Here is a 21290-nt window from a genome sequence, read left to right on the forward strand (position 1 = left end):
GGGGGGGAATGCAGATGCGGGCAGTCATTGGAGCGGTGGTCCTGCTGGGGCTGGCGATGTTGAGCGGGGCGGCCACCGCCGGCAGCCGGGCGCAGGCGCGCGCGCTGGAAACCACCCAGGCCGCCTATACCGCCGCCGTGCGCTGGAGCGATTTCGATGCCGCGCAAGGCTTCGTCGAACCGGCCTACGCGCAGGCCCATCCGCTCAGCGACCTGGAGCGCTCGCGCTACGAGCAGATCCAGATCTCCGGTTATCGCGAGCTGCGCGTGGGCGAAGACCCGGCCGGGGACCTGCGCCGGGAAGTCGAACTGCGCGTGATCAATCGCAATACCCAGGCCGAACGGCTGGTGCGCAGCGTCGAGATCTGGCGCTGGGACGCCGAGCGCAAACGCTGGTGGCTGGCCAGCGGCCTGCCGGATCTGTGGAAAGGCCAGTAGCCGGCGATACGCCGCGCTGGCCGTCGCGTGCGCCAGCTGTGCGACAATTCCCGCCCGCTCGACTGACCCTGATCCCGTGAATTTCGAAGAGCTGCAGGCCTTTGTCGGCCGCAACCCCATGCTGTCGCTGGCCCTGGTGGGCCTGACCATTGCCCTGATCGTCACCGAGGTCGCGCGCCTGTTCCGCGGCTACCGCGCGCTCAAGCCGGCCGAGCTGACCCGGCTGATCAACAGCGAAAATGCACTGGTGATCGATCTGTCGCCCGCTGCCGATTTCGAGAAAGGCCATATCGCCGGCAGCCGCAACGTGGCGTTGGCCAAGTTCGACCCGGCCGGCAAGCTGCTTGCCAACGCCAAGGCATCGCCGGTGGTAGTGGTGTGCCGCAGCGGCAACGCCTCTGCAGGCGCCGCCAAGACACTGAAGAAGGCCGGCTTCGAGCAGGTGTACTGGCTCGAAGGCGGCGTCGCCGCCTGGCAGATGGCCGAGCTGCCTCTGATCAAGGGCCGTTGATCCGCCTTGTACGGCGCTTCCAAGCCCCCATTGCTTGCGTGAGAGACTCGCGCTTTCACGTCTGCATCACTCAACGCTGCATCCACCGAACCGTTTTCTGGAGTTAGGAATGTCCGACGAAATCCTCAACGGCGCCGCCGCGCCGGCCGACACCGCTGCTGGCCCCGCCTTCACCATCGAAAAGATCTACGTCAAGGACGTTTCCTTCGAATCGCCCAACGCCCCGGCCGTGTTCAACGATGCCAACCAGCCCGAGCTGCAGTTGAACCTCAACCAGAAGGTTCAGCGCCTGAACGACAACGCCTTCGAAGTCGTGCTGGCCGTGACCCTGACCTGCACCGCAGGCGGCAAGACGGCCTATGTGGCCGAAGTGCAGCAGGCTGGCGTGTTCGGCCTGGTCGGCCTGGAGCCGCAGGCGATCGACGTGCTGCTCGGCACCCAGTGCCCGAACATCCTGTTCCCGTACGTGCGTACCCTGGTCAGCGACCTGATCCAGGCTGGCGGCTTCCCGCCGTTCTACCTGCAGCCGATCAACTTCGAAGCCCTGTACGCAGAAACCTTGCGTCAGCGTTCGCAGGGCGAAGGCACCTCGCTGGCCGATTCCGAGCCGGCCGGCAACGCCTGAGCTGCGTTGCGCCGATGAGCGATTCGACCCACAAGATCGCCGTTCTCGGCGCCGGTTCCTGGGGCACGGCCTTGGCCGCGCTTCTTGCCAGGCACGGTCATCGGACCGTGCTATGGGGACGCGATGCGACGATGGTGGACGCCATCGACCGTCGCCACGAGAACGTGCGCTATCTGCCCGGCATTGCCTTGCCGGAGAATCTGCGTGCCACCACCGATCTGCAGTCGGCCATTGCCGATGCGCAGTGGATCCTGGTCGTGGTGCCGTCGCATGCCTTCACCGAGACCATCCGGGTGATCGCACCGTTGCGTCCGGCCGGCGCGGGCGTGGCCTGGGCGACCAAGGGCTTCGAACCGGGTTCCGGACGTTTCCTGCATGAAGTGGCGCGCGATCTGCTTGGCCCCGGCGTTCCGCTGGCCGTGGTGACCGGGCCGTCCTTCGCCAAGGAAGTCACGCTCGGCCTGCCGACCGCCATCACCGTGCATGGCGACGATGCCGCCTTCGCGCAGACCGTGGCCGATGCCATGCATGGCCCGACCTTTCGCGCCTATACCGGCGACGACATGGTGGGCGCCGAACTCGGCGGTGCGATGAAGAACGTGCTGGCCGTGGCCACCGGCGTGGCCGATGGCATGCAGCTCGGTCTCAATGCCCGTGCCGGGCTGATCACCCGTGGCCTGAACGAGATGCTGCGCCTGGCAGCCGTGATCGGCGCACGTCCCGAGACCTTGATGGGGCTGGCCGGGCTGGGCGATCTGGTGCTGACCTGTACCGGCGATCTGTCGCGCAACCGCCGGCTGGGCCTGGCATTGGGGCGCGGGCAGAGCTTGACCGATGCGATCCGCGAGATCGGCCAGGTGGTCGAGTCGGTGCAGACGGCCGACGAAGTCATGCGCCAGGCCGAACAGCACGGCATCGAACTGCCGATCTCCAACGCCGTACGTGCGGTCCTGCACGGGGAAATCACGCCGGAAGCCGGATTGAAGGGCCTGCTGGCGCGCGAGCGCAAGCCCGAGTATCCGCACACCCTGTTCACCTGATCGTCGGCACGCCGATCCGAGGCGACAGCACAACCCGAACCAGACGCCCGGCATCGCCGGGCGTTGTGTTTAGCGATTGCGGTAAGCCTTGTGGCGGCGCAGGTATTGGCCAGGCAACGGCATCGCCCTGCATATCGCCGGGCTGCCTGCCGACTCGGCCGCGAACGTATCACTCCTTGCCTGCCTGCAGATAATCCGGCGCTACCAGATGCAGAGCGTCCAGCAGCGCATGCCGGCATTGCCACGGTGCGCTGTGGCTGCACGGCGTGTCGGCGAACATCCGGTGGGCGCGAGCCGGTCAACACGCGGTGGCACATGTGCCCGCCCGATCGCGCAAAAGAAAGAAGCCCGGTCGGGGGACCGGGCTTCCGATGCGGCGCGGGAGAGAGTCGCGCCGCAGTCAAACGTGCGGTTTACCAGCTGAAACGCGGGCCGACCGACCATTCCTTGTTGCCGTCGCCATCCATGCGGATGTCGCCGTTGATGCCCCAGTTCTGGTTCAACTTCACCTGGGCGCCGAGGCGGCCGTAGAAGTTGTCGCCGATGTCGATGCCGCGCTTCTTCGAGAAGTCTTCGTAGCCAGCCAGGGCGTAGACTTCGAAGTGCTCGCCGAACGCATTACGCAGGCCCGCTTCCACGCTGTAGCCGTCGAAATTGACGTTGGGGGTGTCCAGATCCAGCTTGCGGTAGGCAACGCGTGCCAGGAAGTCGGTGCTGGTGGCGATCTCGTAGTTGAAGCCCACGCCCACGCCCCACTGCTGGAAGTCGGAGTTGGAGCTTTCGAACACGCTGTTGTTGTCGTCGGCGTTCTGCTTGCTGTAGTCGCCGAACACATGGAAGTTCGGTGCGAAGGCGTACGAGGCCTTCAGACCCCAGCCGTCGGCATCGCGACCTTCGGTCGGCGTGCGCACGTAGTCGCCTTCGACGAAGTTGTAGGAGATGTTTTCAGCAGCGGAGGCCGCAAACGGCAGGGCGGCGAGGAGGCCGAGGGCCAGCAGGGAATTCTTCATGATCAATACCTGTACTTATTGGTTTGGGCCGGCGCTGAGGCGAATGCCGTTCGCTGCCGAGATGTAAATTCTCCGTTATGCGATGGAACGCGACATGAATTCTGGACTGACCAGTCGATGAATCATCGCACCAGATTCAGCTGCGCTTTCTTGTGTTTCGCGTCGGTGCGACGAGCGCATACGTAAAGCGTGATGACGTATCGGTTATCGAGCGACGATGTGCCATTGCGAGGAATGTCGCGATGCGCGTTCGACGATACTCAAGAGCACATCGCGCTGACGGCGACGCTGGGAGCATTGGTTCCATCGCACAATCCGGAGCTGCCTCGTGGCAAAGAAGAAGACATTGGCCCGGTTTCTGGCCGAAACACTGGAAAGCGCTGGTGTCGAACGTATCTGGGGCGTGACCGGCGACAGCCTCAACGGGCTGACCGACGCCTTGCGCGAGATGCAGACGATCGAATGGATGCACGTGCGTCACGAGGAAGTGGCTGCCTTTGCCGCAGGCGCCGAAGCGGCGGTGACCGGCCGGCTGGCGGTGTGTGCAGGCAGTTGCGGGCCGGGCAATCTGCATCTGATCAACGGTCTGTTCGACTGTCACCGCAGCCGTCAACCGGTATTGACGATCGCTGCGCACATTCCGTCTTCGGAGATCGGCCTGAGCTACTTCCAGGAGACCCATCCGCAGGAGCTGTTTCGCGAGTGCAGCCATTTCGTCGAGTTGGTGACCAATCCGGCGCAGTTGCCGGAAGTGCTGCATCGCGCGATGCGCACGGCGATCCTGCAGCAGGGGGTGGCGGTGGTGGTGATTCCCGGCGACATCGCGCTGCTGGAGGTGGACAAGCAGTTGTCCAGCGCGTGGCCGGCCCTGCGTGCGCCGCGCGTGCTGCCGGCGGCCGAGGACGTGCAGCAACTGGCCGAGCTGCTGCAGCAGAGCAAGGCCGTCACCTTGTTGTGCGGCAGCGGCTGCGCGGGTGCGCACGATGCGGTGGTGGCGTTGGCTGATACGCTGGGTGCGCCAATCGTGCATGCGCTGCGCGGCAAGGAGCACGTGGAATGGGAAAACCCGTTCGATGTGGGCATGACCGGCTTGATCGGTTTCAGCTCCGGCTACCACGCCATGCTCAACTGCGACACGTTGATCATGCTGGGCACGGACTTTCCGTATCGTCAGTTCTATCCGAAGGACGCGACCATCGTGCAGGTGGATCGCGATCCGGGCGCGCTGGGACGGCGCACGCCTTTGCAGCTGGGGATCGCCGCCGATGTGGGCGAGACCATCGCGGCACTGCTGCCGCAGCTGCAGCGTCGCGAGGATCGCAGCTTCCTGGACAAGTCGCTCGCGCACTATCGCAGCGCGCGCGAGGGGCTGGACGATCTGGCGGTGCCCGCCGATCCCGGCGAGCCGTTGCACCCGCAGTTCGTGACGCGGCTGATCAGTGAGATCGCGGATCAGGATGCGGTGTTCACCTGCGACGTCGGCACGCCCACGGTGTGGGCCGCACGCTATCTTCGCATGAATGGTCAGCGTCGCCTGCTGGGCTCGTTCAACCATGGTTCGATGGCCAACGCCATGCCGCAGGCGCTGGGGGCGCAGGCGGCATTTCCCGGGCGCCAGGTGATCGCGTTGGCGGGCGATGGTGGATTTGCGATGCTGATGGGTGACTTCATCTCTCTGGCCCAGCTCGATCTGCCGGTGAAAGTGGTCGTCTTTAACAATGCCTCGTTGGGATTCGTGGCAATGGAGATGAAGGCCGCGGGCTACCTGGATACCGGCACCGAGCTGCGTAACCCCGACTTCGCCGCGATGAGCAATGCGATGGGCATCCTGGGTCTGCGCGTGGACGAGTCGGCGCAGCTGGAACGCGCCTTGCGGCAAGCATTCGCGCATTCCGGGCCAGCATTGGTGGATGTGCGAGTGGCCACCCAGGAGCTGGTGGTGCCTCCGGCGATCAAGGCCGAGCAGGCCAAGGGCATGGGGCTGTATCTGCTCAAGGCGGTGATGAGCGGACGTGGCAACGAGGTGATCGATCTGCTGAAAACCAACTTCCGCTGAGCGGCCGTCCACTCTCTGTCGCATCGCACGACCACTGCGGATCTCGTCATGCCTCGTTCGCTGCTGCAGCAATTGCTGTTGATCTGGGTGGTCATCGTGGCTGCCTGCCTGGGCGTGGCCACGATGCTGTACGGCCTGTATCGGCAGACCGAAGGCGTACGGCTGGACGAGGCGCGCCAGCAATTGAGCACGCAATGCGCGCGTATCGTGCAGCGCTATGCCGGCGCCAGCGAAGCCGCGCGTAGCGGCGACAATGGCGCCGGGCTGGCCGCGGTTGTGGTGCAGCTGGTGCTGGCCGATGCACCCGGCGTGGAGGGCGGGGTATGGAGCGTGAAGAAAGGCTTCATTGCCTATGCGTATCCGACCTATGACGGCAGCGATCACAAGACCGATATCCCGGCGGCCGAATGGGCCACCATCGTGGCGACCGCGCGACAGAGTGCGAGCGGTGGCAAGCCGGCGCAGTTTCGCCGCGATGGTCGCCGCGAGGTGGTGCTGATCAATGCCTGCCCCCTGGCGAGCGGTGCTGCCGCCTGGACCATGACGCGGGTGCCGGCCAGCAGTTCGGATGCATGGCGCCCGCTGGTAGTGGGCATGGTGCTGATCTTTGCGATGGTGGCGATCTCGGCGATGACGCTCGGCGTGGTGGTGCGGCGCTGGAGCCAGCGCCTGCAGCGTATCGGGCAGGCGCTGGCGGCCGACTCCGAACTGCCGCAGATTCCGATCACCGGAGCGCCAGAGCTCGATCGGCTGGGCGCGGCGGTCAACGACTATGCGCAGCGCAACGCCCAGGCACTGGCGCAGACCCGCACGCTGGCCACTGAGCTGGCTCGACACGAACGCCTGGCCGCACTCGGGCGCATGACCGCGACCGTCGCCCACGAAATCCGCAACCCGATTGCCACCATGCGCCTGGCGGTGGAGAACGAAATCGCGCGCCGCGCTGCCTCCACCGAGGATGCGGCGTATGCCGAGCTGATGCTCGGGCAGATCCGGCGCCTGGACGGGGTCGTCGAAAGCCTGCTCGGCATGGTGCAGCCGATCCGCCTGTCCCTGGAGACGGTGCCCGTACAGGACTGGCTGTCCGATCTGCTGGAGACGGCGCAGTTTCCGCACGATGCGCATCGACTGCAGCTGCAATTGCCATCGGCGCCATTGCAGTGGCGGCTCGATCGGCAGCAACTCGGGCGTGCGGTGCACAACCTGGTACGCAACGCGCTGCAGCATGCCGACCCGCAGACGCCGGTGACCTTGCACGCCTTCGAGCACGAAGGTGCGCTGCAGCTGCAGGTACGCAATCGCGGCGCACCCATTCCCGCACCCATCGCCGCACAGCTGTTCGAACCCTTCGTCAGCGGCCGCAGCGACGGCAATGGCCTGGGCCTGGCGTTGGTGCGCGAGATCGTCCGCGCGCATGGCGGGCAGGTGCAATATCGCCATGCCGATGGCGTGACCTCCTTCAATGTGGAGCTGCCATGGCGCGCATCCTGATCATCGATGACGACGAGGCGTTTCTGGCGACCCTGCAGGCCACGCTACGCTCGCTGGGGCACGAGGCGGTCACCGCGAGCGATGGTGCGCAGGGGCTTGCGCAATTGCGTAGCGGCGGTATCGACCTGGCGTTCGTGGATTTCCGCATGCCCGGCATGGATGGCATCGAGGTGTTGCGCGCGCATGTGGGCGATGCCGCAGCGCGGCCGGTGCCGCTGGTGATGCTGACCGCGCACGTGTCCAGCGGCAACACCATCGAAGCGATGACGCTGGGCGCGTTCGATCACCTGGTCAAGCCGGTGGGGCGCGCCGATATCGTCGATGTGGTCGAGCGCGCCCTGCTGAGCGGTGCGGATGTCGCAGCCGAGGCTGCGCCGGTGGGCTTGTCTGAGGAAGACGGCGCCCTGGTCGGGCATAGTCCGGCGATGCGCACCGTGCACAAACGCATCGGGCTGGCGGCGGCTTCCGATCTGCCGGTGCTGATCACCGGCGAGACCGGCACCGGCAAGGAGCTGGCCGCGCGTGCCCTGCATCGTGCCAGTGCGCGCGCAAGCGCGGCCTTCGTCGCCGTCAATTGCGCTGCGATCCCGCTGGAACTGATGGAAAGCGAATTGTTCGGCCATCGCAAGGGCGCCTTCTCCGGTGCCATCGGCGACCGTCTCGGGCTGATTCGCGAAGCCGACGGCGGCACCCTGTTTCTGGACGAGATCGGCGACATGCCGCTGCCGATGCAGGCCAAACTGCTGCGCTTTCTGCAGGAAGGCGAGGTAACCCCGTTGGGTGGGCGCGGCGCGCAGAAGGTGGATGTGCGCGTGCTGGCGGCGACCCATCGCGATCTGGCGGCCTGGGTGGCTGCCGGGCAGTTCCGCAGCGACCTGCGTTATCGCTTGAACGTGGTGCCGATCGAGTTGCCGCCGTTGCGCGAGCGCGGGCAGGACATCGTGTTGCTGGCGCAGCACTTCCTGCGCAGCGGGCAGGGCAGTGCGCGCACGCTGTCGGCCCCTGCACAGGCGCGCCTGCTCGCGCATCCCTGGCCCGGTAATGTGCGCGAATTGCGCAACGTGATGCAGCGTTGCCAGGTGCTGGTACGCGGGCACGGCATCGAGGCGGAGGATCTGGACGAGGCGCTGGGGCAGGCCATGCCGCTGCACATCGCGCCACCCCTGCCGGACACCAGTCTTCCCGAAGCGGTGGCGCGGCTGGAACGGCAGATGATCCAGCAGGCATTGACGAGCAGCCACGGCAATCGCGCCGAGGCCGCGCGTCGGCTGGGCATTCATCGGCAATTGCTGTATCGCAAGCTCGATGAGTATGGGCTGCAGTAGCGCCGCAATGCGAAGCGGGTCCGCGGCGGTGAGCGAATCGCACACCGGGCAGTTGGCAGCGGTGTCTGCAAAGCGGACAGCGGTGGATGAACTGCAGACGTCTGCCGGCCGCTCGCCTGCCGGGAATCCTTTCGGCACAAGGTTTGGGCGATTGGCACGATTGCTGCGATGTGCTCATTGCGGGCGGCGCTCCTGCCGCCCTGGAGATCACTCATGATGCGTCAGACCGCACTTGCCCTCGCCTTGGCCTGCGGCGTGGCCACCGCCGCCGCGCAGGTTCCTCCACCGCCTGCACCGCCGACCGCCGCGCGGGCGCCGGCCGGCATGCCGCCACCGCCGCCCCCGATGCCGCCTGCACCGCCCGCACCGGTAGCCGCCACCCCGGTGCAGCTCACCGGCACCGTGGAGCGCTTCATGCTCAATCCCAACGGTGAGGTGGATGGCCTGTGGTTGCGCGACGGCACCCAGGTCGGGTTCGCGCCGCATCTGTCCGCCGATCTGCTGGCCGCGGTGCGACGAGGCGATGCAGTGACCGTGCAGGGCTATCGCCTGGGCGGGCTGCCGGTGGTGCGGGCCAGCAGCATCCGCTCCACGCGCAGCAAGCGCGAGGTGGTGGATCGTCCGCCCATGGCCGACGGCGTGCCGCCGGCACCCCCTGCGCCCCCCGCACCCCCGGCACCGCCCGCGTTGACGCCGCTGGAGGCACAGGGCCGCATCGAGCGGCTGGTCTACGGCCCGGGTGGCGAGGCCAATGGCGCGTTGCTGAGCGATGGCACGGTGGTGCGGATGCCGCCGCACCTGGCGCTGCAGTTCGCCGACCTGTTGCGTATCGGCGCGCCCCTGAGCGTGCGCGGCTTCGGAGTGGCCAACGGTGCCGGGCGTTCGATCGAGGCCACTCGACTGGGCCGCGACCGCGCTTCGCAGCGTGACTTGTTCAGCCCTCCGCGCCCGGATGGTCCGCTGCCGCCGCCCGTACCGCCCGTACCGCCCGTGCCGCCGGCTGCGCCGCCGCCGCGCTGACCGGGGCGCCGTGGCCAGCCGCCACGGTGACAGGCCCGTTCGGACCTTCGCTCACGCCCGCCGTCGCCATGCCCAAGGCTGGTGGCGGACGCGGCTCGCCGGCACTGACCGGTCCTACCTTGTTGGAGCTCACCATGCATTGGGTCGATCCTGATTTCCTTCCTGAAACGCGCGGCACACTGGCGCGTTTTCTGCTCAATCCCAAGGCCGATATCGACGGCCTGCTGCTGACCGACGGTACCGAGGTGCACACCCCGCCGCACCTGTCGGCGGCCCTGCGCAAGGCGCTCAAGCCGGGGAGTGCGCTCACCGTGCGTGGCCTCAAACCGCGCGATGTCGACATGCTGGTGGCAGTGGCGATCGATCCGGAGGGCGGCAAGCGCATCCTCGATAAGGGCCCGCATGCGCCGCATGCCAAGGCCAGACCCAAACCGCCAGCCGGCAAACCGCCCAAGTCGCAGCACGTTCGGCACAGCGGCAGCATTACCCGGTTGCTGCATGGCCCGCATGGTCAGGTGCATGGCGTACTGCTCGACGACGAGGTCACGGTGCGGTTTCCGCCGCATGCCGGTGCCGATTTCGCCAAGCAGCTGGTGGTCGGCAGGCCGTTGGTGGCCGAAGGCGAAACCCAGGCCACCCCGCACGGTGTGCTGATCCATGCCCATGCGCTGGGTGGCAAGGCGGCCACGCTGAAGCAACTGGCGCATGGTCCTGCGCATCGACCCGGGCCCAGGCACTAGGAGCGGTCATGCAGCTGCCCTGCGTGCTTGCGCGGTTCGCTCCCGGGGTCTGCGATGCGTGCCGGCCTGTCCGATGGCGATGCATCGTGCAGGGGAGTTCGGCGATGCGGGTGACCAAGGGCAGGCCGCGCGGCACGCGCGCACTGGAAGCGCTGCATTTCAGCGTGGCCGACGTGCAGGACGGGTTGGGGCCGTTTCTCAGCGTGTTCCTGCAGTCCAGGGGATGGTCGGTGGCGGCGATCGGCACGGTGATGAGCGTGGGTGGCATCGCCGGCATGCTCGCCACCACACCGGCCGGTGCGCTGGTCGATGCCACCCGGCGCAAGCGTGCGGTGGTGGTGATCGGGTGCATGGCGATCCTGTTCGCCACCGCAGCGATCTGGCTGCGGCCGACCTCGTCCGGCGTGGTCGCCGCGCAAATCGCCTCGGCGCTCGCCGCCGCCGGCATCGGCCCGGCGCTGACCGGCATCACGCTGGGGCTGGTGCACACACGTGGGTTCGACCATCAACTGGCACGCAATCAGGTCGCCAATCATGCCGGCAACATGCTGGCTGCGCTGCTGGCCGGCTGGTTGGGATGGCGCTACGGATTTGGTGCGGTGTTCGTGCTGACCGCGGTGTTCGGTGCGTTGGCGGTGGCGGCGGCGCTGGCGATTCCAGCCAGCGCCATCGACGATCGCGCCGCGCGCGGCCTTCGCCAAGACGAAGGTCGCACTATGCCGGGCGGCTGGCGGGTGCTGCTGACCTGCCGCCCCTTGGCGCTGCTGGCTCTCACGCTGGGGCTATTCCATCTGGGCAATGCCGCCATGTTGCCGCTGTACGGCCTGGCGATCGTGGCTGCGCATGCCGGCGATCCCAGTGCACTGACCGCCACCACCATCGTGGTCGCGCAGGCCACGATGGTGGTGGTGGCCTTGCTGGCCATGCGTTGGATCCGGATACACGGGCATTGGCGGGTGTTGTTGGTGGCCTTCCTGGCCTTGCCGCTGCGCGCGCTGGTGGCAGCGTCGGTGATCCAGGGCTGGGGTGTGTTTCCGGTGCAGGTGCTGGACGGGCTCGGGGCCGGCTTGCAAAGCGTGGTGGTGCCGGCGCTGGTGGCGCGCCTGCTGCATGGCACCGGCCGGGTCAATGTCGGCCAGGGTGCGGTGATGACGGTGCAGGGAATCGGCGCAGCGCTGAGCCCGGCGCTTGGCGGCTGGTTGGCGCACGCGTTCGGCTACCGCGCCGCGTTCCTGTCGCTGGGCGCGATCGCCTTGCTGGCGGTGGCGTTATGGGCGGTCTGCCGCGGCGTAGTGCAGGCGGCTATCGGTCTGGAGTCGGCAACGCGAGACGCGGGCGTACTTCGCGGTGGAAGATCGTGAGCTGTGGCCGATGCCTGATCAGAATAAGGCAAGGGTGAGATTGGTCAGCGTCTCCCCAGTGCTGGTTGCACGGCACGGGCATGCGGCACCAGCGGAAAGGGACTGCGGGGGCGGAGACAAGTACTACGCCCTGCACTGCCACAGTGGACGGTCTTCAGATCTGGCGCGTGAGTGGCCGCGCGCGGCGGGCAGTGCACCCGGAGCGGTGCGGCGCACGAGGGAAAGTGAGTCCGGTCGTGTCGTTGGGGGACGTTGTCGCAGGCCGCGGCTACTGGCCGCCGGCGAAGTTCCACTGCCGCCAGGCTTCGAACACCATCACCGCGACAGTGTTGGACAGATTGAGGCTGCGGTTGTCCGGGCGCATCGGCAGGCGTAGCCGGTGCTCGGGCGCAATCGACTCCAGGACCTCGGCCGGCAGGCCGCGTGTTTCAGGGCCGAACAGGAACGCATCGCCATCGGCGAACCGCGGGGCGTCGTAGCGCACCGTGCTGCGCGTGCTCAGCGCGAAGACGCGACGTGGCGCGATCGTTGCCAATGCGGTGGGCAGATCGGCGTGCACCTGCAGTTGGGCATATTCGTGGTAATCCAGACCGGCGCGCTTGAGCTGCTTGTCGCTGAGGTCGAAGCCGAGCGGCTCGATCAGGTGCAGGCGCGCGCTGGTATTGGCGCACAAGCGAATCACGTTGCCCGTATTGGGCGGAATTTCCGGTTGGAACAGGATGACATCGAGAACGGGTGCTGACATGCGCGCAAGTGTAGCGGCGCGCGTGGCTCAGAGGCTTGCGGCGGCGCTGATCAGCGCTTCCAGTTCGACCGGCGAGGGCTGCAGCTGCGGGACCGGCAGCTGCACGATGACCTCGCCCACCAGCGCGCCGATCACCGCGGCGGCCTGGCCCGAAGCTGCCTGTGCGGTTGCGGCGGCGCTGTGGACGATGCTCTCGGCCCGCTGCTCGGCCGACGGACGGACCTGCACCGCTGCCAGAGTGACCACGCGCGGGCCGGCCAGTTCGGCGGCCAGCGCGGCCAGCTGCTCGGCGGAAGGCCGCACCTGCACGGCGGCGAGGGTCCGGATGTCGCTGTTGCGCTCCAGCGTCTGCTGGGCGATCTGGTCCGCGGACGGGCGCACCTGCACGGTGTCCAGCGTGGTCAGGGTGCCGGCCTGTGCAAAGCCGGCCAGGGAGGAACCGGCGATCAGGGCGGCGGAGAGGGCGAGGCGCAGGGTCTGGGTGTTCATGGCGGGTCTCTTGGTGTGGGTGATCAGTGGTGTGGTAGTAAGGTAGTACACCGTTTCGGTATGTGCAAGAACTTTCGTCGCGTCTTGATGATTGTTCAGCTAAAAGTCATGTTCGGCGAAGATGTCTGGACACAGCGAAGTCAGAGCAAGCCGTGTGCCAATCACATGTGGCTGTTTTATAAGGGTATTTTGTGCTTGGCCTGGTGTCCGCGTCCGGACACGCGGACACGTGTGCGGCAACGGACACGCCACATCGCCCGCAACGCCGCGCGTTCCGGCGGGTGCGTGCGGACTGAATGCGGTGTGTCGGCAAGGCAGACTGGCGTGCCTGACTGCCACTGGACTGCGGCACAATCCGGCTTTGCCCTCAGGTGTGAAGACGTATGCGCGTGCTGATGCTGTCCGTTCTGGTTGCCACGACTGCCGCCGCCTGTACCTGGGTGCCGATCGAACAAAGCGGCAAGACGGTGCGGGTTCTCCCCGCAGGCCCCGCCCCGGCGGGCTGTCAGCAGCAGGGCGAGGTGGTGGTATCGGTCAAGAGCAAGGTCGGCTTCTACAACCGCAATCCGCTGCGCGTGCAGGAGGAACTGGAAACCCTGGCGCGCAACGAGGCACCGGGGGCCAACGCCAATGCCGTACAGGCCCAGGGCCAGCCGGCCGAGGGCAGCCAGCGTTTCACCGCCTTCAGCTGCCCGCCGCGCTGAACCGTTGGGCTGGGCAGGCGGCGATTCAATTGTAAAGATGCGGTAAAACCGGCCAGCAGCTAGACTAGCGCCCCCTCGCCTGACGCCATGGCGCTACTTCGATGCTCTTCCAGAATGTCTCCATCGCGGGACTGGCGCACATTGATGCGCCGCATACGCTGACTTCCAAGGAAATCAACGAGCGCCTGCAACCGACCTACGACCGTCTCGGCATCAAGACCGACGTGTTGGGCGATGTTGCCGGTATCCATGCACGGCGCTTGTGGGACCAGGATGTCCAGGCCTCCGATGCGGCAACCCAGGCCGCGCGCAAGGCGCTGATCGATGCCGGGATCGGCATCGAGAAGATCGGCCTGCTGGTCAATACCTCGGTGAGCCGCGACTACCTGGAGCCGTCCACGGCCTCCATCGTGTCCGGCAACCTGGGCGTGGGCGACCACTGCGTCACCTTCGATGTGGCCAACGCCTGCCTGGCCTTCATCAACGGCATGGATATCGCCGCACGCATGCTCGAGCGCGGCGAGATCGACTACGCGCTGGTCGTCGATGGCGAAACGGCGAACCTGGTCTATGAAAAGACCCTGGAACGCATGACCTCGCCGGATGTCACCGAAGAAGAGTTCCGCAACGAACTGGCCGCGCTGACCCTGGGCTGCGGCGCCGCCGCCATGGTGATGGCGCGCTCGGAGCTGGTGCCGGACGCACCGCGCTACAAGGGCGGCGTGACCCGCTCGGCCACCGAGTGGAACAAGCTGTGCCGGGGCAACCTGGACCGCATGGTCACCGACACCCGCCTGCTGCTGATCGAAGGCATCAAGCTGGCGCAGAAGACCTTCCTGGCCGCCCGTCAGGCGCTGGGCTGGGCGGTCGAAGAGCTGGACCAGTTCGTCATCCACCAGGTCAGCCGCCCGCATACCGCCGCGTTCGTGAAGTCGTTCGGCATCGACCCGGCCAAGGTCATGACCATCTTCGGCGAGCACGGCAATATCGGCCCGGCGTCGGTGCCGATCGTGCTGAGCAAGCTCAAGGAGCTGGGCCGGCTGAAGAAGGGCGACCGGATCGCGCTGCTGGGCATTGGCTCGGGACTGAACTGCTCGATGGCGGAAGTGGTTTGGTGAGTCCTTGCGGGACGTGTTAAAAAAAATGGATTTTTAGTACACGTTGCAGCATCATGTTCGTTTGAAGAACATGAGCGAGGCAGGCATGGAAAGCGTGTCGACGTTTAACTCTGAGCTCCCTTACAACGATCTCCCGCTGCTTCCGCCAGCGGGAGATATCGAGACACGGAGCCTGCTCAAGGCCTGCATCACTGCGCGAACTGCATTGGCCGAACTGAAGCAGGCAACAGCGTTGTTGCCAAATCCTACGGTGTTGATCAATACCATTCCGATCCTGGAGGCGCAGGCCAGTTCCGAGATCGAGAACATCGTGACGACGACGGACGAACTGTTCCGCTACGCCGAAGATCAGGACAAGGCACAAAAGCCTGCCACCAAGGAAGCGTTGCGTTACCGCAGTGCGCTCTACGAAGGATTTCAGTCGCTACGGCAGCGGCCCTTGTGCACGGACACCGCGGTCGTCGTCTGCAGCCGTATCAAGGCGGTGCAGATGCAGATCCGTCGCGTGCCCGGGACTGCGCTGGCCAATGACCAGACCCAGCAGGTCATCTATACGCCGCCGGTTGGCGAAACGCTGTTGCGCGACAAACTGGCCAACTGGGAACGCTTCATCCATGAGAACACCGACGTCGATCCATTGATTCGCATGGCTGTCGCGCACTATCAATTCGAAGCGATCCACCCGTTCACCGATGGCAATGGCCGCACCGGGCGGGTACTGAACTTGCTGATGCTCATCGAGCAGGGCTTGCTCGATCTGCCTGTGCTCTATCTCTCTCGCTACATCATCCGCCACCGCAGCGACTACTATCGCCTGCTGCTGGATGTGACGCGGCATGGCCACTGGGCCGAATGGATTCACTACATGCTGGCTGCGGTTGCCGAAACCGCCGCATGGACGACGGCGAAGATCCAGGCGATTCGTGGGCTAGAGACGCAAGCCCGGGACTACATTCGTGATCACGCGCCCAAGGCCTATAGCCGGGAGTTGGTGGAGGTGATTTTCAACCAGCCTTACTGCCGCATCCAGAATGTCGTCGACATGGCGGGGGTCACGCGCCAGACCGCCGCACGACATCTCAAAGAGCTGACAAACATCGGTGTGCTGCAGGAGCAGCGCCTGGGAAAGGAAAAGCTATTCCTGCATCCGGCATTCCTTCGCTTGCTGTCCAATGACGACAATCAGTTGCCTGCCTACCACATACCTGCACGGAGTGTGGAACAGAATGCATGAGCAAGAAGATGACCAGCGCGATGGCCAAATCTTGATCGGTCTGCTGCGGCGGCGCGATGCCCAGTCGGGCACCGTTCCCTATCGCTGGGACGAGGACGACTTCTGCCCTGATTTGGTGGTGTCTGCGGCCGAGCATTCCGCTCGCGGTACCGCCCTGCTGAAGTTGAAGGGCGAGAACGTGTTGGGCAAGCCCGGTGACGTGGACAGGAGCGCGATTTCTTCTCTGCGCGAGGTGGGTGGACGCCCGCAAGGCGCGAGTTCCTTTGATCTGGATCGGATGCGATTTACATGAACTACCCCGGCTACCCCTTCACTCCCAAGCGCCTCGAGGTGCGGCCCGGCGTTGCGATGTCGTATCTGGACGAAGGCCCGCGCGATGGCGAGGCGGCGGCGGCGGAAGTGATTGTCATGCTGCACGGCAATCCCTCGTGGAGCTATCTGTGGCGGCATCTGGTGAGCGGCTTGTCCGATCGCTACCGCTGCATCGTGCCCGACCACATCGGCATGGGCCTGTCCGACAAGCCGGACGATGCGCCCGACGCGCAGCCGCGCTACGACTACACCCTGCAATCGCGCGTGGACGATCTGGACACGCTGCTGCAGCACCTGGGCATCACCGGCCCGGTTACGCTGGCGGTGCACGACTGGGGCGGCATGATCGGCTTCGGTTGGGCGCTGTCGCACCATGCGCAGGTCAAGCGCCTGGTCATCACCAACACGGCGGCGTTCCCGCTGCCGCCGGAAAAGCCGATGCCATGGCAGATCGCGATGGGCCGGCATTGGGGGCCGGGGGAATGGTTCATCCGCACCTTCAATGCGTTTTCGTCCGGTGCGTCGTGGCTGGGCGTGTCGCGGCGGATGCCTGCCGATGTGCGGCGCGCCTATGTGGCGCCGTACGACAGCTGGCGCAACCGCATCTCCACCATCCGTTTCATGCAGGACATTCCGCTGTCGCCGGCCGACAGGGGATGGTCGTTGCTGGAGCGCTCTGCACAGGCGCTTGCCTCGTTTGCCGATCGCCCGGCCTTCATCGCCTGGGGCCTGCGCGACATCTGCTTCGACAAGCATTTCCTGGCCGGCTTCCGCCGTGCGCTTCCGCAGGCCGAGGTCACCGCGTTCGACGATGCCAATCACTACGTGCTGGAAGACAAGCACGAGGTGCTGGTGCCGGCCATTCGCGCGTTTCTGGAGCGAAATCCGCTGTAAGAGCGGTCGCCACGCATGCCAGCGCATCGTGCATGAAGCGCTGTCGCCGGATGCTTTTCCCTTAGCGGCGTGGCATGGCCTCTGTCATGCCAGTGTCCGTCACTCGACACCCCGGCGCGCGGCGTGCGTCGGAACCTTACAGCGTTGGCAGCGGATTGCGTTGCGCGTCGTCCACGCCGACCCAGTCGGCCTCGGTCAACGCATGCAGGCCGTGGGCCAGGCGCGATTTGTCGCATTGCGCGCTGCGCTGCCCGAATTCCAGCGAGGCCGGCACCGCCGCGCAGGATGACGGGCGGCGGTCGTGGATGCTGCAGCGGCTGTAGCGGCCGATATCGGCATCCAGCGCAATGCAGCGCGGCTGCGACTGCGACGTGCCGCGCATCACCCGTTCATGGGTGCGCAGCGCATCGGTCAATTCGATCGGCACCCTGCCGCCCAACGCGGGATCGGCTTCGCTCCAGTGGAAGCTGACGCGGAAATAGGCGCAGCAGGCGCCGCAGGTAAGGCAGGGATGTGCCATGGCATGCCGGGCCTTGCGCGGCAAAACGAACGTGGAGAGCGCGGCATTCTGACCGAATTGCGCCGCGAAACAAGAGTGCGCGCTGCGGCGCTCTTAGCGGTTCACGCGCTGGCAGTGCCTGCCACCTGCGGCCGAGGTGCCGAACCGGATCGACAGCGCGTCCGCAGTACTGCCGATCGGCCGATGCGACGGCAGGACGCCCCGGAATGGCAAGCGTGGTGAAGCCTTGCAGGCGGACGAGCCTGCCTGGGCTGCGCATCACCGACGCAGCGTCTGGCCGGATGCGAAGGTGCAGGCATGACGACATAGCATGGAGTTCCCGTGCGCACCGCCTTATCCGCGATAATCGGGCAATGACCAGTCTCTGCAATATCGCGGCCACGCTGCCGCAGCTGGCGCGCGAGCGCCCCGACCAGATCGCCATCCGCTGCCCGGGACGCCGTGGACCCGACGGATTGGCCGCCTACGACGTGACCCTGAGCTATGCCCAACTGGACGCACGCAGCGACGCGATCGCGGCCGGGCTCGGCGTGCATGGCATCGGCCGCGGCATGCGCGCGGTGGTGATGGTGCGGCCGTCGCCCGAGTTCTTCCTGCTGATGTTCGCGCTGTTCAAGGCCGGCGCGGTGCCAGTGCTGGTGGATCCGGGTATCGACAAGCGCGCGCTCAAGCAGTGCCTGGACGAAGCGCAGCCGCAGGCCTTCATCGGCATTCCGCTGGCACAGCTGGCGCGGCGCCTGCTGCGCTGGGCGCGCTCTGCCAAACGCATCGTCACCGTCGGCGGTCGCTACGGCTGGGGCGGGGTGACGCTGGCGCGGGTGGAACGCGATGGCGCCGGCGCCGGCAGTCAATTGGCCGATACCGCGCCGGACGACGTGGCCGCAATCCTGTTCACCAGCGGCTCGACCGGCGTGCCCAAGGGCGTGGTGTACCGGCATCGGCATTTCGTCGGGCAGATCGAGTTGCTGCGCAACGCGTTCGGCATGCAGCCCGGCGGCGTGGACCTGCCGACGTTTCCGCCGTTCGCCTTGTTCGACCCGGCGCTGGGCCTGACCTCGGTGATTCCGGACATGGATCCGACCCGCCCGGCCACGGCTGACCCGCGCAAGCTGCACGATGCGATCACGCGCTTCGGCGTGACCCAGTTGTTCGGTTCGCCGGCGCTGATGCGCGTGCTCGCAGAGTATGGTCAGCCGCTGCCCAATGTGCGCCTTGCCACCTCGGCCGGGGCGCCGGTGCCACCGGATGTGGTGGCGAAGATGCGCGCGCTGCTGCCGGCCGATGCGCAGTTCTGGACCCCTTACGGCGCGACCGAGTGTCTGCCGGTGGCGGCCATCGAAGGCCGCACGCTGGAGGCCACGCGCGCAGCCACCGAAGCCGGCGCCGGTACCTGCGTGGGCCAGGTGGTCGCGCCGAATGAGGTGCGCATCATCGCCATCGACGATGCGGCCATTGCCGACTGGAGCGCCGTCAGCGAGCTGGCAGTGGGCCAGATCGGCGAGATCACCGTGGCCGGCCCCACCGCCACCGATACCTACTTCAACCGCGACGCCGCCACGCGCATCGCCAAGATCCGCGAACGCCGCAGCGATGGCAGCGAGCGCACCGTGCACCGCATGGGCGATGTCGGCTATTTCGATGCGGAAGGACGCTTGTGGTTCTGCGGCCGCAAGACGCAGCGCGTGGAGACCGCGCAGGGCCCGCTCTACACCGAGCAGGTGGAGCCGATCTTCAATGCGTTGCCCGGAATGTGGCGCAGCGCGCTGGTGGGTCTGGGCGAGATCGGCCGGCAGCGTCCGGTGCTGTGCTACGAACTGGACGGTTACGCCTGCATGTCCAGCCCGTTGGAGCTGGAGGAGTTCGAACAGCGACTGCGTGTTGCCGCTGCCGCGCATCCGCTCACTGCGGGAATCGTCGATTTCCTGCGCCATCCGGGCTTCCCGGTGGATATTCGCCACAACGCCAAGATCGGCCGGGAGAAACTGGCTGTCTGGGCGGCGCAGCAACTTGGATAAACGGTAGACGACAGACTGCAGACCGCACATCGACGGGCAGATCGCCAAGTCGGCTGCGTCCGGCTATGGTGTCGTCCCTCAGAGAAGAGGTGCGGTGCGATGAAGGTATTGGTGACTGGTGGTGGCGGATTTCTCGGCCAGGCGTTGTGCCGCGGCTTGCGAGAGCGTGGGCACGAGGTCGTGAGCTTCCAGCGCGGCGATTACCCTGTGTTGCAGAGCCTGGGAGTGGGCCAGATCCGTGGCGACCTGGCCGACGCACAGGCGGTGCGCCACGCGTTTGCCGGCATCGATGCGGTGTTCCATAACGCGGCCAAGGCCGGTGCATGGGGCAGCTACGACAGCTATCACCAGGCCAATGTGGTGGGCACGCAGAACGTGCTCGACGCCTGTCGCGCGCAAGGCGTGCACCGCCTGATCTACACCTCCACCCCCAGCGTCACCCACCGCGCCACCAATCCAGTGGAAGGGCTCGGAGCCGACGAGGTGCCGTATGGCGAAGACCTGCGTGCGGCGTATGCGGCCACCAAGGCGATCGCCGAGCGTGCGGTGCTCGCGGCCAACGATGCGCAGCTGGCGACCGTGGCGCTGCGTCCGCGCCTGATCTGGGGACCGGGCGACAACCACCTGCTGCCGCGCCTGGCCGCGCGTGCGCGCGCCGGGCGGCTGCGCATGGTGGGCGACGGCAGCAACCTGGTGGACAGTACCTACATCGACAACGCAGCGCAGGCGCACTTCGACGCGTTCGAGCACCTTGCCGTGGGCGCTGCCTGCGCGGGCAAGGCCTACTTCATTTCCAACGGCGAGCCGCTGCCGATGCGCGAGCTGCTCAACCGCCTGCTGGCCGCGGTGGACGCACCGGCGGTGACGCGCTCGCTCTCGTTCAAGACTGCCTACCGGATCGGTGCAGTGTGCGAAACGCTGTGGCCACTGTTGCGCCTGCCAGGCGAAGTGCCGCTGACGCGGTTCCTGGTGGAACAGCTGTGCACGCCGCATTGGTACAGCATGCAGCCGGCACAGCGTGACTTCGGCTATGTGCCAAGGATCAGCATCGAAGAAGGGCTCAACCGGCTGCGATCCTCATCTTCCAACGACATTGCCATCACCCGGTAAAGACCGGCAGATCCACAAGATACGTCTGCGCCGATTCGGCACGACAACTTTTGGAATCATTGCCATGCTGCATTACGCCATCATCTTTTTCGTCATCGCCATCATCGCTGCGGTGCTGGGCTTCAGCGGTATCGCCGGTGCGGCGACCAACATCGCCTGGATCCTGTTCGTGGTGTTCCTGATCCTGGCCGTGATCTCGATGTTCCGTCGCGGCAAGGTATAACGCCTCACACGCGAAACGCCACGGCAGCGGCGCTGCCGATCGGCGCGCACAGGGCCCGCTTCCGCAAGGAGCGGGCCCTGTGCGTTTGCGTTATGGCATTGACCGAGCCGCCAGCAAGGGTGAGTGCGAGCAGCCCTGGGAGGCTCCCGTTAGCGGTCATTCCGCGCAACAGACGCACCGCCGACGCACACCACACACCGCGTACGCGCAGATTGGGCGTGCGTCGCCGGCGCGCACATTGCAGCACATCGAGCGCAGTTGCGTTGCGGTGCATGCCGGGCGGATGAGGCCGTCGTCCAGCGGCCACGCT

At 66.4% G+C, this 21290-nt stretch carries 22 protein-coding genes; 18 read left to right on the forward strand and 4 right to left on the reverse strand.

Translation table 11 applies throughout. The features are described from left to right. The first annotated feature begins 14 nt into the window (after nt 1-14). From LL962_RS00605 to LL962_RS00620, 4 genes are all read left to right on the forward strand, one after another. Complete coding sequence (locus tag LL962_RS00605; protein ID WP_104588574.1) at nt 15-437, forward strand: hypothetical protein; 423 nt, start codon at nt 15-17, stop codon at nt 435-437. 76 nt (nt 438-513) lie between these two features. Next, a complete protein-coding gene (locus LL962_RS00610; protein WP_104588530.1) occupies nt 514-948 on the forward strand; it encodes a rhodanese-like domain-containing protein in 435 nt (144 codons plus the stop codon). Between the two features lie 109 nt (nt 949-1057). Continuing rightward, nucleotides 1058-1573: a protein-export chaperone SecB gene (gene secB / locus LL962_RS00615; RefSeq protein ID WP_104588531.1), complete on the forward strand. Its 516-nt coding sequence runs from the start codon at nt 1058-1060 to the stop codon at nt 1571-1573. A 14-nt stretch (nt 1574-1587) separates the two neighbouring features. After that, nucleotides 1588-2613: an NAD(P)H-dependent glycerol-3-phosphate dehydrogenase gene (locus LL962_RS00620; protein ID WP_228315505.1), complete on the forward strand. Its 1026-nt coding sequence runs from the start codon at nt 1588-1590 to the stop codon at nt 2611-2613. Between the two features lie 413 nt (nt 2614-3026). Here LL962_RS00620 and LL962_RS00625 read toward each other — a convergent pair whose 3' ends face one another. Beyond that, complete coding sequence (locus LL962_RS00625; RefSeq protein ID WP_104588575.1) at nt 3027-3623, reverse strand: OmpO family porin; 597 nt, start codon at nt 3621-3623, stop codon at nt 3027-3029. A gap of 346 nt (nt 3624-3969) precedes the next feature. Here LL962_RS00625 and poxB point away from each other — a divergent pair, with 346 nt between their 5' ends. The 6 genes from poxB (at nt 3970) to LL962_RS00655 (ending at nt 11616) form a co-directional block, all read left to right on the forward strand. Next, nucleotides 3970-5679, forward strand: a complete 1710-nt coding sequence (gene poxB, locus LL962_RS00630; protein ID WP_228315655.1) for a ubiquinone-dependent pyruvate dehydrogenase — start codon at nt 3970-3972, stop codon at nt 5677-5679. A gap of 48 nt (nt 5680-5727) precedes the next feature. Further along, nucleotides 5728-7170, forward strand: coding sequence for a sensor histidine kinase (locus LL962_RS00635; protein WP_228315506.1), 1443 nt, complete (start codon nt 5728-5730; stop codon nt 7168-7170). Next, entirely contained in the window at nt 7155-8495 is a 1341-nt protein-coding gene (locus LL962_RS00640; protein WP_228315507.1) for a sigma-54-dependent transcriptional regulator, read from the forward strand. Before LL962_RS00635 ends, LL962_RS00640 begins: the two co-directional genes overlap by 16 nt. 213 nt (nt 8496-8708) lie before the next feature. Next, nucleotides 8709-9515 (forward strand): hypothetical protein, encoded by an 807-nt coding sequence (locus tag LL962_RS00645; protein ID WP_228315508.1) that lies wholly within the window; start codon nt 8709-8711, stop codon nt 9513-9515. A 134-nt stretch (nt 9516-9649) separates the two neighbouring features. After that, complete coding sequence (locus LL962_RS00650; RefSeq protein ID WP_228315656.1) at nt 9650-10255, forward strand: hypothetical protein; 606 nt, start codon at nt 9650-9652, stop codon at nt 10253-10255. A 104-nt stretch (nt 10256-10359) separates the two neighbouring features. Then, nucleotides 10360-11616 carry an MFS transporter gene (locus LL962_RS00655; RefSeq protein WP_228315509.1) on the forward strand — a complete coding sequence of 419 codons (1257 nt, stop codon included), beginning with the start codon at nt 10360-10362 and terminating at the stop codon, nt 11614-11616. 268 nt (nt 11617-11884) lie between these two features. On the opposite strand, the gene LL962_RS00660 is transcribed toward LL962_RS00655, so the two are convergent. Next, on the reverse strand, nt 11885-12361 hold the full coding sequence (locus tag LL962_RS00660) for a tRNA (cytidine(34)-2'-O)-methyltransferase (protein WP_228315510.1): 477 nt from the start codon (nt 12359-12361) through the stop codon (nt 11885-11887). 27 nt (nt 12362-12388) lie between these two features. Next, nucleotides 12389-12850 carry a hypothetical protein gene (locus tag LL962_RS00665; RefSeq protein WP_228315511.1) on the reverse strand — a complete coding sequence of 154 codons (462 nt, stop codon included), beginning with the start codon at nt 12848-12850 and terminating at the stop codon, nt 12389-12391. Nucleotides 12851-13233: 383 nt separating this feature from the next. On the opposite strand from LL962_RS00665, the gene LL962_RS00670 reads away from it, so the two are divergent. From LL962_RS00670 to LL962_RS00690, 5 genes are all read left to right on the forward strand, one after another. Further along, entirely contained in the window at nt 13234-13554 is a 321-nt protein-coding gene (locus LL962_RS00670) for a DUF4156 domain-containing protein (protein WP_228315512.1), read from the forward strand. A gap of 101 nt (nt 13555-13655) precedes the next feature. Then, nucleotides 13656-14672: a 3-oxoacyl-ACP synthase III gene (locus tag LL962_RS00675; RefSeq protein ID WP_104588541.1), complete on the forward strand. Its 1017-nt coding sequence runs from the start codon at nt 13656-13658 to the stop codon at nt 14670-14672. A 70-nt stretch (nt 14673-14742) separates the two neighbouring features. Next, nucleotides 14743-15906, forward strand: a complete 1164-nt coding sequence (gene fic, locus LL962_RS00680) for a protein adenylyltransferase Fic (RefSeq protein WP_228315513.1) — start codon at nt 14743-14745, stop codon at nt 15904-15906. Further along, entirely contained in the window at nt 15899-16198 is a 300-nt protein-coding gene (locus LL962_RS00685; protein ID WP_228315514.1) for a hypothetical protein, read from the forward strand. The genes fic and LL962_RS00685 overlap by 8 nt, the downstream gene beginning before the upstream one ends. Beyond that, a complete protein-coding gene (locus LL962_RS00690) occupies nt 16195-17112 on the forward strand; it encodes an alpha/beta fold hydrolase (protein WP_228315515.1) in 918 nt (305 codons plus the stop codon). The genes LL962_RS00685 and LL962_RS00690 overlap by 4 nt, the downstream gene beginning before the upstream one ends. 136 nt (nt 17113-17248) lie before the next feature. Here the strand turns inward: LL962_RS00690 and LL962_RS00695 are convergent, their stop codons facing one another. Continuing rightward, a complete protein-coding gene (locus tag LL962_RS00695) occupies nt 17249-17632 on the reverse strand; it encodes a YkgJ family cysteine cluster protein (protein ID WP_228315516.1) in 384 nt (127 codons plus the stop codon). Nucleotides 17633-17985: 353 nt separating this feature from the next. Between LL962_RS00695 and oleC the strand changes: the two genes are divergently transcribed. From oleC to LL962_RS00710, 3 genes are all read left to right on the forward strand, one after another. Beyond that, entirely contained in the window at nt 17986-19647 is a 1662-nt protein-coding gene (gene oleC / locus LL962_RS00700) for an olefin beta-lactone synthetase (protein ID WP_228315517.1), read from the forward strand. 99 nt (nt 19648-19746) lie between these two features. Beyond that, nucleotides 19747-20757 carry a 2-alkyl-3-oxoalkanoate reductase gene (oleD, locus tag LL962_RS00705; protein ID WP_104588545.1) on the forward strand — a complete coding sequence of 337 codons (1011 nt, stop codon included), beginning with the start codon at nt 19747-19749 and terminating at the stop codon, nt 20755-20757. 64 nt (nt 20758-20821) lie between these two features. Next, nucleotides 20822-20980 (forward strand): DUF1328 domain-containing protein, encoded by a 159-nt coding sequence (locus LL962_RS00710; RefSeq protein ID WP_003468167.1) that lies wholly within the window; start codon nt 20822-20824, stop codon nt 20978-20980. Nucleotides 20981-21290 lie beyond the last annotated feature (310 nt).

The organism is Xanthomonas sp. NCPPB 1067 (assembly GCF_020783795.1).
Lineage (GTDB): Bacteria > Pseudomonadota > Gammaproteobacteria > Xanthomonadales > Xanthomonadaceae > Xanthomonas > Xanthomonas melonis.

What these genes read in the sequence shown, in the direction of transcription:
- LL962_RS00670 (WP_228315512.1), top strand. Translation starts at nt 13,234, where the DNA reads ATGCGCGTGCTGATGCTGTCCGTTCTGGTTGCCACGACTGCCGCCGCC.
- LL962_RS00710 (WP_003468167.1), top strand. Translation starts at nt 20,822, where the DNA reads ATGCTGCATTACGCCATCATCTTTTTCGTCATCGCCATCATCGCTGCG.
- LL962_RS00640 (WP_228315507.1), top strand. Translation starts at nt 7,155, where the DNA reads ATGGCGCGCATCCTGATCATCGATGACGACGAGGCGTTTCTGGCGACC.
- LL962_RS00655 (WP_228315509.1), top strand. Translation starts at nt 10,360, where the DNA reads ATGCGGGTGACCAAGGGCAGGCCGCGCGGCACGCGCGCACTGGAAGCG.
- LL962_RS00625 (WP_104588575.1), bottom strand. Translation starts at nt 3,623, where the DNA reads ATGAAGAATTCCCTGCTGGCCCTCGGCCTCCTCGCCGCCCTGCCGTTT.
- LL962_RS00660 (WP_228315510.1), bottom strand. Translation starts at nt 12,361, where the DNA reads ATGTCAGCACCCGTTCTCGATGTCATCCTGTTCCAACCGGAAATTCCG.
- LL962_RS00690 (WP_228315515.1), top strand. Translation starts at nt 16,195, where the DNA reads ATGAACTACCCCGGCTACCCCTTCACTCCCAAGCGCCTCGAGGTGCGG.
- LL962_RS00635 (WP_228315506.1), top strand. Translation starts at nt 5,728, where the DNA reads ATGCCTCGTTCGCTGCTGCAGCAATTGCTGTTGATCTGGGTGGTCATC.
- LL962_RS00605 (WP_104588574.1), top strand. Translation starts at nt 15, where the DNA reads ATGCGGGCAGTCATTGGAGCGGTGGTCCTGCTGGGGCTGGCGATGTTG.
- LL962_RS00645 (WP_228315508.1), top strand. Translation starts at nt 8,709, where the DNA reads ATGATGCGTCAGACCGCACTTGCCCTCGCCTTGGCCTGCGGCGTGGCC.
- secB (WP_104588531.1), top strand. Translation starts at nt 1,058, where the DNA reads ATGTCCGACGAAATCCTCAACGGCGCCGCCGCGCCGGCCGACACCGCT.
- LL962_RS00650 (WP_228315656.1), top strand. Translation starts at nt 9,650, where the DNA reads ATGCATTGGGTCGATCCTGATTTCCTTCCTGAAACGCGCGGCACACTG.
- LL962_RS00685 (WP_228315514.1), top strand. Translation starts at nt 15,899, where the DNA reads ATGCATGAGCAAGAAGATGACCAGCGCGATGGCCAAATCTTGATCGGT.
- oleD (WP_104588545.1), top strand. Translation starts at nt 19,747, where the DNA reads ATGAAGGTATTGGTGACTGGTGGTGGCGGATTTCTCGGCCAGGCGTTG.
- oleC (WP_228315517.1), top strand. Translation starts at nt 17,986, where the DNA reads ATGACCAGTCTCTGCAATATCGCGGCCACGCTGCCGCAGCTGGCGCGC.
- LL962_RS00695 (WP_228315516.1), bottom strand. Translation starts at nt 17,632, where the DNA reads ATGGCACATCCCTGCCTTACCTGCGGCGCCTGCTGCGCCTATTTCCGC.
- LL962_RS00665 (WP_228315511.1), bottom strand. Translation starts at nt 12,850, where the DNA reads ATGAACACCCAGACCCTGCGCCTCGCCCTCTCCGCCGCCCTGATCGCC.
- fic (WP_228315513.1), top strand. Translation starts at nt 14,743, where the DNA reads ATGAGCGAGGCAGGCATGGAAAGCGTGTCGACGTTTAACTCTGAGCTC.
- LL962_RS00675 (WP_104588541.1), top strand. Translation starts at nt 13,656, where the DNA reads ATGCTCTTCCAGAATGTCTCCATCGCGGGACTGGCGCACATTGATGCG.
- LL962_RS00620 (WP_228315505.1), top strand. Translation starts at nt 1,588, where the DNA reads ATGAGCGATTCGACCCACAAGATCGCCGTTCTCGGCGCCGGTTCCTGG.